General features: G+C 41.2%; 12 protein-coding genes and 1 pseudogene. 12 read left to right on the top strand and 1 reads right to left on the bottom strand.

Translation table 11 applies throughout. The annotated features are described in order from the left end of the window. Positions 1-3: 3 nt before the first annotated feature. From KSX81_RS28515 to KSX81_RS28465, 11 genes are all read left to right on the top strand, one after another. Positions 4-1,449 carry a RagB/SusD family nutrient uptake outer membrane protein gene (locus tag KSX81_RS28515; RefSeq protein ID WP_004302289.1) on the top strand — a complete coding sequence of 482 codons (1,446 nt, stop codon included), beginning with the start codon at positions 4-6 and terminating at the stop codon, positions 1,447-1,449. 12 nt (positions 1,450-1,461) lie between these two features. Beyond that, positions 1,462-2,616 (top strand): glycerophosphodiester phosphodiesterase family protein, encoded by a 1,155-nt coding sequence (locus KSX81_RS28510; protein ID WP_004302290.1) that lies wholly within the window; start codon positions 1,462-1,464, stop codon positions 2,614-2,616. Positions 2,617-2,644: 28 nt separating this feature from the next. Then, on the top strand, positions 2,645-4,399 hold the full coding sequence (locus tag KSX81_RS28505; RefSeq protein WP_004319695.1) for a PKD domain-containing protein: 1,755 nt from the start codon (positions 2,645-2,647) through the stop codon (positions 4,397-4,399). A gap of 6 nt (positions 4,400-4,405) precedes the next feature. After that, positions 4,406-5,311, top strand: a complete 906-nt coding sequence (locus KSX81_RS28500) for a glycerophosphodiester phosphodiesterase family protein (protein ID WP_004302292.1) — start codon at positions 4,406-4,408, stop codon at positions 5,309-5,311. A 13-nt stretch (positions 5,312-5,324) separates the two neighbouring features. Further along, positions 5,325-6,680 carry an MFS transporter gene (locus KSX81_RS28495; RefSeq protein ID WP_217725505.1) on the top strand — a complete coding sequence of 452 codons (1,356 nt, stop codon included), beginning with the start codon at positions 5,325-5,327 and terminating at the stop codon, positions 6,678-6,680. Between the two features lie 126 nt (positions 6,681-6,806). Next, positions 6,807-6,941, top strand: a complete 135-nt coding sequence (locus tag KSX81_RS28490; RefSeq protein ID WP_004302294.1) for a hypothetical protein — start codon at positions 6,807-6,809, stop codon at positions 6,939-6,941. Between the two features lie 8 nt (positions 6,942-6,949). Next, positions 6,950-7,195, top strand: coding sequence for a hypothetical protein (locus KSX81_RS28485; RefSeq protein WP_004302295.1), 246 nt, complete (start codon positions 6,950-6,952; stop codon positions 7,193-7,195). 56 nt (positions 7,196-7,251) lie between these two features. Beyond that, complete coding sequence (locus tag KSX81_RS28480; protein WP_004302296.1) at positions 7,252-7,605, top strand: type II toxin-antitoxin system RelE/ParE family toxin; 354 nt, start codon at positions 7,252-7,254, stop codon at positions 7,603-7,605. Next, positions 7,571-7,873, top strand: coding sequence for a helix-turn-helix domain-containing protein (locus KSX81_RS28475; protein WP_004302297.1), 303 nt, complete (start codon positions 7,571-7,573; stop codon positions 7,871-7,873). The genes KSX81_RS28480 and KSX81_RS28475 overlap by 35 nt, the downstream gene beginning before the upstream one ends. A gap of 98 nt (positions 7,874-7,971) precedes the next feature. Then, the gene (locus tag KSX81_RS28470; RefSeq protein ID WP_004302298.1) at positions 7,972-8,265 is read left to right on the top strand and encodes a type II toxin-antitoxin system HigB family toxin; all 294 of its coding nucleotides are present in this window, start codon (positions 7,972-7,974) and stop codon (positions 8,263-8,265) included. Positions 8,266-8,269: 4 nt separating this feature from the next. After that, a complete protein-coding gene (locus tag KSX81_RS28465; protein WP_004319691.1) occupies positions 8,270-8,635 on the top strand; it encodes a type II toxin-antitoxin system HigA family antitoxin in 366 nt (121 codons plus the stop codon). Positions 8,636-8,891: 256 nt separating this feature from the next. Here KSX81_RS28465 and KSX81_RS28460 read toward each other — a convergent pair. Beyond that, positions 8,892-10,679 (bottom strand): annotated as a pseudogene (locus KSX81_RS28460) (VapE domain-containing protein); the annotation flags it as partial. 395 nt (positions 10,680-11,074) lie between these two features. On the opposite strand from KSX81_RS28460, the gene KSX81_RS28455 reads away from it, so the two are divergent. Next, a complete protein-coding gene (locus KSX81_RS28455; protein WP_004327294.1) occupies positions 11,075-11,287 on the top strand; it encodes a hypothetical protein in 213 nt (70 codons plus the stop codon). The last annotated feature ends 103 nt before the right edge of the window (positions 11,288-11,390 follow it).

The following is an 11,390-nucleotide window of genomic DNA, read 5'->3' as shown; positions in this document are numbered from 1 at the left end:
ATTATGAAAAAATACATAGTATTTATCGCAGTAAGTTCGCTATTGTTTTGCAGTAGTTGTACGAGTTTTCTGGAAGAAACCAATCCAAATAAGATTCCGGCCAGTACTTTCTATCAGACCGAAGATGATATTGCAATGGCTGCGAATGGTGCGTATGCAGCTTTGAGAGGAAACGGGTATTATAAGAATATGTATTTGTACACAGATGTTCGTTCGGAAAACACCACGTTGCAGGATCCGGGAGCAGGAAATGGGGTTAATTATCAATTTTATAACTATACATTGACAACAGATAATGCACAAGTGAAAACTCATTGGGCAGATTTGTATAAATGCGTGACAAGAGCTAATATAATATTGGATCAGATAGATGATATTCCTTTTAAGGATGAAGTTGTGAAAAACCAGAAAAAGGCGGAAATGTATTTCTTGCGTGGATTGACTTATTTTCATCTTGTAATGCAGTTTGGAGATGTCCCTATCGTAACCAAAGAACTAAAGACGAAAGATGAAATTCAGAAATATACTGCCCGCCAGCCAAAGAGCGAAGTCTATAATTTGATTATTTCCGATTTGACACAGGTTATTAATAGTGAATTGCCGGATATTCAAACGGGTAATGGGGTAGGCCGTGCTTCAAAAGCTGCTGCGTATGCTTTATTGGGCAAAGTTTACTTGACAATGGCTGCTGATTCTGATTTTCAGTCGGAAAGAACTTCAAATCTGCAATCTGCGAAAACAAATTTAGTTGCAGCATGGAACATGAAACCTTTTACAAGCCTGAAAGATATCCCTTATGCTGATGTTTTTGATAAGGAAGCTCAAACATTCTGTCAAGAGAATATTTTTCAGGTGATGTATAAAGGAGGCAACTCCAGTTTAGCCTCAAATTACGCCTATATATTTCAACCCACTTCCCAGACGGGGCTTACTTCGCAGAAAACGGGGACGGGGAATAATATACCGACGTCTGATATGATGAGTGCCTATGAATCGGGAGATACGCGTAAGGCTATCTCGTGCGGTACGTCACAGAACGTTAATTATGTGAAGAAGTACACAGATCTCGATGACATAAATGGCTATGGGGCGAATAACTGGATTGTGCTTCGTTATGCCGATGTCGCATTAATGTTGGCAGAAGTGAAAATGCATTTGAGCGAGAATGATGCGGTAAGCTATTTGAACATGGTACGCGAACGTGCTGGTCTGGATGATTATTCCGGCAGTAGTTTGCGCGATGCGATCCTTCGTGAGAGAAGAGTCGAGTTTGCTTTTGAAGGACAGTATTGGTATGATTTGTTACGTCTTTATTCTCGTCAGGAACTGTTGGAGCACATGAAAGCGAAGAATCCAAATTTCTCTGCGAAAGATTTTTTGTTGCCTATCCCGTATGATGAACATAAACTGGATCCGACAAGAATGTATCAAAATGAAGGATATAACTAAAAATAAAATAGTATGATAAGAAAAATCTCAAATATCATTTATATATCAGTATTAGCAGTCGTTTTATTTGCTTGTGGGGATGATAGTACGATTGAAGAACAGGGGAGTGGAACGATTACTGCTAGAGTTATGGCAAGTAATGCCTATCCGGCATTAGAAGAGAAAGTTGTTCTGAAGGTAGCTCTTAATGATGGGCAAGACATCCAATCTGTGGTTTGGACGATGGAAGGGCAGACATTGGGTGAAGAACCTGAATTGGAATATACGTTTACGAAAGAAGGAAGTTATAATATTTCGGTTAGGGTGACAGATAAGACTGGCAATGTAGCGGCGGCTCTGCAGAAATTACAAGTATCCGGCAAGAGTTTACGTTATGCTTTGCAACACTTTGACCCTGCAAAAGTTTGGATAATGGGGCATCGTGGCAATTCTTCCAACCCGAATATTCCCGAAAATTCGATAGCTGGAATTGAAAGTTGTATAGAATTAGGGGGAGCTGTAGATATTGTAGAAGTAGATCCTCGCATGACAAAGGATGGAGTAATTGTGTTGATGCATGATGAAACCATAGACAGGACAACTACAGGGAAGGGGAAAGTGAAAGATTTGACTTATGAGCAGCTCCAGTCTTATCGTCTGAAGCTGGCAGACGGCACAGTAACCAATCACACGGTCCCCTCTTTGTATGACGCATTGGTTGCAGGGCGGGGAAAGATCTTTTTTGATTTGGACTTCTTGAATAAAGTGTCTCCTAAAGAACTGTATGATGTTGTGAAAAGCTGTGGGATGTTAGACCGTGTGTTCTTTTATACATCTAATAATCGGGATGTCTTGCAGAATATTTTGGATTATTCGCCGGCTCCTATACCTTATCCGCAGTGTGAAAACGAGGAGCATGCAGATTTCCTTTCACAGCAACCAGGAGTGATGTTTGCCCAGATATCTTTGTCGAAAACATTAAATGGCGGGCTCTCGACAGCCATATCTTCAAAAGGGCTGTTTGTCTCGACTAATATGTTAGATATGAATGGTTATACCTATGATACACAGATGACACAAGGAAACTATACAGGAGTGGACTTGATTTTGTCGAAGGGGATTAATCTGATACAGACAGACCATCCCCAGTTGCTGGATACCTATCTGAAACAGAGAGGTAAAAGATAATTGGTTTTAATCTTAAATAATGAATAGAATGATTATGAAGAAATATATATTCCTGATAGTGACAGTCGTTTGTCTATTTGCATGTAAGGACGGCGATGAAGTGCGGCAGACAACCTCCCCGGAGGCTTCTTTTTCTATAGATAAAGAAGAATATACGGTCGGTGATATCGTTTATCTGACTGATGAATCAGTAAAGACGGAAGGAGAGATAGTAGAGTACTTCTGGCATTTTGGATTTGAGGGGGAAGGGAATAGGGCTACTACTAAAGATGCGTCCGTTTTGTATAAGAAAGCTGGAGCCTATGTTATTAAATTAACCGTGACAGATGAATTCGGAGGATATGCAACTGCATCCCATACTGTTGTGATTCGTCCGACGAATATGCCTCCGGTTACAGACTTCAGCTATAGCCCTGCCATTTGTAAAGTGAATGAGAAAGTTCAATTTACCGATAAGTCTGTGGATGAGGATGGAGAAGTAGTTGCTTACGAGTGGGACTTTGGCAATGGACAGACCTCTCAAGAAAAAGACCCGGAAATAACTTTCACGACAACTGGATTTGTAACAGTAAAGCTGACAACTACTGATGATCGTGGAGCTACTAATACAAAACAAGCTACTCTGTACGTTCGTGACACCTCCATATCCGGAGTGACGATTCTTTGGGACAAGACGTTTGAGACATCTTCTTCTTTACGATCCATATCCCCTGCTGTAGGTGACAACGGGGATGTATATGTGTCATCCAATGCACTCCACCTTTTTGCTTATTCGCCGTCTGGAGAGCAAAAATGGATGTTTGATTTAAGTAAGGACGGAGGAGCTGGAGATCAAGGTTCGTCTCCTATGGTAGGTGCGGACGGAACTATTTATATGGGTGCGAGTACAACAGACAAAAACATAAGCAGCAGTCTGTATGCTATTCATCCGGATGGGACACAGAAGTGGAGATACGAACTAGGTATTGGTACTAATATTCCCTATATCTCTCCTGCTTTGTCTCGTGATGGTAATATCTTGATTGGAAATAGAGGGACGGATGGTTCTGTACATATGGTTGACCGTAGTTCCGGCAGACAACTTTGGAGACGCAAATCTCCCAATGGTGGTGCTAATGGTGGTATATCGGTTGGACAGAATGGAGTTATCCATTCAGCCTTGTCGGGAGCGAACGGATTTGCCCGTACTACGCAAGATGGTGTGAACTTGTCTCCTAATCTAGGGAAAGGAAATACGGCTGCTGCTGTATATCCCGCTATTGATGCGCAAGGAAATGTATATGTGGCATTTTCAGAGGGAGTGGTTGCTGCTTATGATAACCAGGGTAATGAGCTATGGAGATATCCGGCGAGTGGTACTATGGGCAAGATTGACCAGGGAGGACCGGCTATCGGTGCTGACGGAACCATCTATGTGGGTACAAAGAATCCGAATGCCCAAGTTGTTGCCCTGACTAAAGGAGGAGCAAAAAAATGGAGTTATTCCTCTGTCGCTGAAATAGGAACAACACCGGCTATAGACAGTGACGGAAATATTCACATATGTGATGATGGCGGTAACTATATAATATTGAATGCTGATGGTACGGAGAAATATAAGAGACAATTAGGTTCTAAAATTTGGTCGTCACCAGTCATTGCTGACTATGGTATTGTGTATGTCACGTATGAGGATAATGGTGCCTGCAAATTGATAGCTATTGATTGTGGTATTGAAGGGCCTGCAAATTCACCATGGGCACAGCGCGGACAGAATGCAAAAAGAAATGCTTTACAAAAATAAAAAGATATGCTTAGAAAGATAAATATATTAATAGCTTTAACCCTTCTGATAATAGGAGGGTTAGAGGCACAGAATCATTCGGATAAAATAATTGCGAATCTACAGAAGCCTGCAAGTAATTCAGTTTTAGTTGTTTCTCATCGAGCTGACTGGCGTAATGCTCCGGAGAACTCCCTGCAGGCTATCCAGAATTGTATTGATATGGGGGTAGATGTAATTGAAATCGATCTGAAGAAAACCAAGGATGGACATCTGATTTTGATGCATGACAAGAAAATTGATCGTACTACAACAGGAAAAGGTTATCCGGCAGACTATACATTGGAAGAATTACGTCAGTTCCGTTTGAAAAGTGGTACAGGGCATAAAACAGCTCATTTGATACCGACATTGGAAGAAGTAATGTCATTATGTAAAGGTAAGATCCTTGTTAATATTGATAAAGGCTATGATTACTTCAAAGATGTATATGCTGTTTTGAAAGAAACAGGAACTGTTCAGCAATGTATTATTAAAGCCGGACTTCCTTATGAACAAGTCAAGGCTGAAAACGGTGATGTATTGGATAAGGTAATCTTCATGCCTATTGTACAACTTCATAAAGACGGGGCGGAAGCTGTCATTGATAGTTATCAGACACATATGAAACCTGCTGCTTATGAATTAGTGTTTGATAGTGACAGTCCGGAGATTCTTAATTTGATAAAGAAAGTACGTAATACAGGCTCTAATCTTTTTATAAATTCGCTTTGGCCCGAACTATGTGGCGGGCATGACGACGACCGTGCAGTAGAACTTCATCAGCCGGATGAAAGTTGGGGGTGGATAATTGGCCAGGGAGCCAAGCTAATTCAAACAGACCGCCCAGCTCTATTATTAGAGTATCTACGCGAAAAGAAACTTCACGACTAAACGCACTTTCTTCATGTTGAAACAACTAATCAATTTTTACAAGGTCTCTTCGCCGAGACCTTGTAACGGAGAAGCTTTGTCTTCATCCGATGCTCGCCGTCTGAAGTTTCTGAAATGGTCTACTTTCCTTTCTGCGACTTTTGGTTACGGTATGTATTATGTGTGCCGTCTTAGCCTGAATGTCGTAAAGAAACCTATTGTAGATGAAGGCATTTTTTCGGAAACAGAGTTAGGCATCATAGGTTCCGTATTGTTTTTCACCTATGCCATCGGAAAATTCACGAACGGTTTCCTTGCCGACCGTAGTAATATCAACCGTTTTATGACTACCGGTTTATTGATAACTGCTTTGGTTAACCTCTGTCTCGGTTTTACTAATTCTTTTATCCTGTTCGCTATCCTTTGGGGGATTAGCGGCTGGTTTCAATCTATGGGAGCAGCCTCTTGTGTAGTAGGGCTTTCTCGTTGGTTCACGGACAAAGAGCGCGGTTCATACTATGGCTTTTGGTCTGCGAGCCATAATATCGGCGAAGCGTTGACTTTTCTGATAATAGCCTCAATTGTCTGTGTGTTGGGCTGGCGGTATGGTTTCTTCGGAGCCGGTATAGTGGGATTGATAGGAGCGTTGATAGTCTGGAAGTTCTTCCATGATACTCCCGAAAGCATGGGGTTCCCTTCGGTGAATGTTCCCAAACAGAAAAAGGAAATGAGTGAGACAGAAACGGCTGATTTTAATAAAGCACAGCGTCAGGTATTGCTGATGCCTGCCATTTGGATACTGGCTCTTTCGAGTGCTTTTATGTATATCAGTCGTTATGCTATCAATAGTTGGGGCGTTTTTTATTTGGAAGCTCAAAAGGGTTACTCCACCTTGGATGCCAGTTTTATCATTTCTATTTGTCCGGTCTGTGGTATAATTGGTACTATGTTTTCAGGTGTTATTTCTGATAAGTTATTTGGTGGACGTCGCAATGTTCCTGCGTTAATTTTCGGATTGATGAATGTGTTTGCTCTTTGTTTGTTTCTCTTAGTTCCGGGAGCTCATTTTTGGATAGACGTGTTGGCAATGGTTCTTTTCGGTTTAGGTATCGGAGTTTTGATCTGTTTTCTGGGTGGTTTGATGGCAGTGGATATTGCTCCCCGTAATGCTTCGGGTGCTGCATTGGGAGTAGTCGGTATTGCCAGTTATATCGGTGCCGGATTGCAGGACGTGATGAGCGGTATTCTGATAGAAGGGCAAAAAACGGTTCAGAATGGCGTTGATGTTTATGACTTTACTTATATCAATTGGTTTTGGATTGGTGCTGCTTTGCTTTCGGTGTTGTTTGCTTTGCTGGTATGGAATGCAAAATCAAAAGAAGTGGATTAAAGTGAGTACATTAGGTTAGAATATAAGTCTTTGTTTTCGAGGTATTAGACACCATTCCGGGAAGTAAGTAATGATTGCTTATCTTTCTGGAATGGCTTTTTTATAATCAATTAAATAGAAAGTTTTATGGAAAATTCATTGAATGATGAATTATTGTGTTCATTGAAAGATGAACTTCGTGAAGTAACCGCACAAATCAATGTGCATAGTGAAAAATTAATGGATCTGCTCGACCAAAAAAAAGAATCGTCGGTCAACTGACTCGAGAGATGTCGCATCTCCCGCCTGTCATCATCGAGTATCGGGGAAATCCGAAGCAATATGTCTCTGTTGTGCTCGATGCCATCAATCAGGGTAGGTTGACGTATGACGGAATAGCAAATTGCGAACAGACTTTTCGTGCGTTAGCAAGCGTTGTAGATGTGATAAGCCCTAAGAATGGGAAAACGCTTAGTGTAGAGACGCTGGTGTCTTATGAGAAGAAAAAGCGTGCTGGAGAATTTGAGGAAAAATAATATAAAATAAAAAGACGATTGTTGTATAGTTGAACAACAATTCGTATATTTGCAGTATGGAAAAGAAACGTAAGATCCGTACATACGGAGGTTACTTTGAGGCTTTCATGGAGACTTTAACCGAAAAGGAACAAGATAAAATCCAGTATGGACTACTCTTGTTGAAAACACAAGAAAGACTCTCCACTAAATTTGTAAAATTTGTTCAGGACGGAGTTTTTGAACTTCGTACAGAATATAATGGTAATATATACCGGGTATTTTTCATTTTTGATGATGGAAATATTGTAGTGTTGTTTAATGGCTTTCAAAAGAAGTCGCAAAAAACACCGGGTAGTGAAATAGATAAAGCATTAAAAATAAAGGAGGAATATTATGCAGATAAACAATCATCAAATAGTAGATTATGACGCTGTTCTTGATGCGAAATTTGGAGCAGAAGGTACTCCCGAACGTGCGGAAGCAGAAGAAAAAGCGTATGCTTTCTACACCGGGCAAATTATCGAAGACGCAAGGAAAAAGGCTAAGATTACTCAAGCAGAATTAGCCCGGCGTATCGGTTCCGATCGTTCTTATATTTCAAGAGTGGAAAGTGGTCAGACAGAACCTAAGGTTTCTACTTTCTATCGCATCATGAATGCGTTAGGTTGTAGGATCGAATTTTCGATGTCTTTATAAGAAGCGAATCTTTTTTATCCATAATTGCGAATATCGGAATATAATTTTGAAAATTGGAATTATATTCTTATTTTTGTTGCATGATAAGTGAGTAACTAATGAGAATATTTACAGAACAAGCGTTAAGAGAATATGCAGAGGAGCATCCCGATTCAAAAGTTGCTTTGCAAGAATGGGTTACTATAGTAAAGAAAAGTGAATGGGCTTGTTTCGCTGATATAAAGAAGACCTTTAATAGTGCCGACAGTGTAGGTAACCAGCATTATGTTTTCAATGTTAAAGGGAATAATTATCGCTTGGTAGTAGTGGTGAAGTTCACTGTAAAGTTTGTATATATTCGCTTTATTGGTACTCATAAAGAATATGATAAAATAGATTGTGCTAATATTTGAAAATATGACAAAGATAGAAAACCAAAACCAGTATGAATGGGCTGTAAAGAGAGTGGAGGATCTTCTTCCGTTAGTGAAGGATGATACTCCTTTGAATGATCCTAACAGCATCGAGTTGGAACTTCTTTCTAATCTTGTTGCCGATTATTCAGAGGAACACTTTTCTTTGGGAGAACCTTCGCTTGTGGATGTTCTGAAGCTTCGTATGTACGAAATGGGGCTCAATCAGAAATCACTGTCACAACTGATAGGAGTTAGTCCTTCGCGTCTTAGTGACTACATTTCCGGAAAATGTGAGCCGACATTGAAAGTGGCTCGTGAAATAAGTAAAAAGCTGAATATTGATGCTAGTATTGTGCTAGGAGTATAACTTCGATTCAGATTAAAAAAAACATGGTGGGAAATTTGAAAAAGATAACTGTCTTTTTCAAATTTCCCACCGTTTTTTTGAGGAAGAAAGAGGAAGAAAAAGGAAAAAGGTGAGGGTAGGTGAGGGTAAATTTCTAACATTCGTATTTTTTTTTTTAGAAGAAAATAGAAGAATAGAAATAAGAAATATAAAAATGAAAAGTTGCAAAAGTACCCTCACCAACCCTCACCTTTTTGCGTGCGAAGGAGATGAAATCTTATTCATATAGCCTGTTTGATTTCACCTGTTCCGCATCAATAATGAATACAGCGTATCTTCTCCCGTTTTTTCCCTTATGAAATTCGAAGCCGTGTTTGGACATCACTTTTCCCAGTTGGGCTTTGGTTCCGTGAGAATATTGATATCCCGTTCGTTCGCGAATCAATTCCGCAATTTCAGTGACCGTCAGATAATGCACCTTTTCGAAACGTTCCGGTTTGCGGATATGTGTCAACACCAGTTCTTCTTCCGGTGAGTGGAAAATGAAATCCTCGTTGTTCTCTTCAATCCGTGAGTTTTCCGATTGGGTGAACCAATACTGATACCCCGGCTTGTTGAGCAGATACTTGATTTGTGCATACAACTGCGCGTAGTTTATTTTGATAAACTCCATCGAGTCGACATGAAAGCAGAGAAAACGGCGGTTACCTGTGGTGTCGTGAAGCACTTCCTGGTAATTGCATGTGCCGGCAAAAGAAGCCGTATGAGGAAAGTTCTGCGAACGCCGCGCGTATGGCAGGCGGATGCTGATTACTTTGCGGGTGACTAAATCCTTGAAGATATTCAGTTCCCGTCCGCTCATCCCTTCAAACTCATCCAGATTGATAAGCATCGCCTGCGCTATTTTAGCCAGATCATCCTTGTTGCTCGGGTTGATAAGACCGGTAGAAAGATAGGCGCGCAATTCGGGCGGCAGCAGGTTGTTGATAAACGTAGTCTTTCCGATGTTCTGTATTTCGCTGCAAAGCAACAAAACAGTGTGGTTCACCACATCATCTTGTGTGGCGGCAGCGCACATTCCCACCAGATAACGTTCCAGACATTCTACCCAAAATTTCTGGTGACTAGTATGCACGCTGTTGGCAAGGATACCGATATAATCCGTTCCGTCCCATTCAGGCAGCGAGTCTAAATACTCGCGAATAGGATGGTAGGTGATGCTGAAGTCGGAGTAGATCAGATTCTGAATCGTCTTGACGGTGCACGAATAGCCCAGTTCGTTCATCTCCATCCAAATGCTGTTTTCCATCATTTCGTCGAGAATATGGAAAGGTTCCGGTTGCTCCGTGTCCGTTTTCCTTCTGCGATATTCCATGATATGAAGCACTTCGTTGTAGCGTGTATCGTAATTTTCTTTGATATGTTGCTCAATCTGTAACATTCGCTTCTGCGTACTATTCAGCTTGCGGGTGTCGAATTCCTCGTTGTGTCCGTAAGCACTCCCGATCAGTGCGTCCATTTCATCCGCGGGAAGATCGGTGAACTGGCTCTTGATAAAAGCTGCCGCCTCTTCCTGGGGGACGCCGTAGCGATTGTACATACAAGCTAGGCAATGCAGGTAGTTGTTCCGGTTGCCGGTGACGTACTTTTCGGATTTATTGTGATAATAGTTCAGAGTCACCATTAAGGAAGCGTGCGAGGAATGGTAGTTGAGGGCCACTTGTTCGGTGAGGGGATTGTTGTCTGGTGCTGTCGTCTTTTTCTTTTTGCCGGATGCCCTTTTCTTCTTTTGAGACTTGAAGAACATCGGTGGCTGTTCCACGATGACAGCTGTGGCATCGGGATTGAAATAAATATCCGGATCGTAAGAGAACAGGCAAGTGCGGCTAACATCCTGCCCGGAAGTGTCGACCTCAACTCCGCAGAGCTGGGCATAAAAGGAAGCGATTTTGTGATAAGCAGCATGATGGAAATCTTCAATTTCCTGAATTGTTTCGGGCAATGTCCCGTCTGTCCGGCATACACGTACCACGATTTTCAGTCCCATTCCTTTGGGGCTGATGTAAGGGGGGAGAAACGATGCGTGTCAAAGTTCGGTCGGTCTGAAAATATCTGATTGCTTTGGTTTTCAAAGCGTTAGAACGGGGTAGGAGTGAGCTGGGTGGAAAAACGAAGCGTTTACATCGCTTTACATCGAGCTTACATTTGAACCTTGTTTGAACGCCGTTCAAATGAATCTCTTTACATTAGGAGTGGAGTAGGGGAGAATTCAGGCAGTATGGTATTATTTCACTCCGATGCTTTGCCCAGGCCATACTTCCATATACAAAGATAACCAAATGGTGTAATTTATGCAAGTGGAGTAGGGGAGCGCTTCGCTTCTCTCCTATTTTTATTTATTAAAATTATTCCATATAGCTGATATTTGGTATATTTGCAGTGAAATAAATACTATATATCATGAGTAAAGTTATCCATGTACATTTGATTTTTGAGAAAAAGAACATCTACTTTGGTAGTATATCGGCCATTTTTGAAACTCTGACGGAGAAACAGGTCGGAATCACTAAGAGTAGTCTTTTACATGCTGGACTGGTTGATGACATTGCCAAATACACGAAACGTGCAATGATTATTCAGTCTCGCTTGATAACATGTACCAGAAAGGGATAAAATGCCTTAGAACGCAATTAAAAGCCGCAAAAGCGGCTTTTTTGCCCTTATAAGTGTCAAACTATGATGGAAGGCTGTATTTATCCGTTTGAACGCTTTGAAC

It is taken from the genome of Bacteroides sp. MSK.18.37, assembly GCF_019129155.2.
GTDB classification, from domain to species: Bacteria; Bacteroidota; Bacteroidia; order Bacteroidales; family Bacteroidaceae; genus Bacteroides; species Bacteroides ovatus.
Note: the sequence above shows the minus strand (reverse complement) of the source record. Positions and strands in the feature narration are given on the sequence as shown.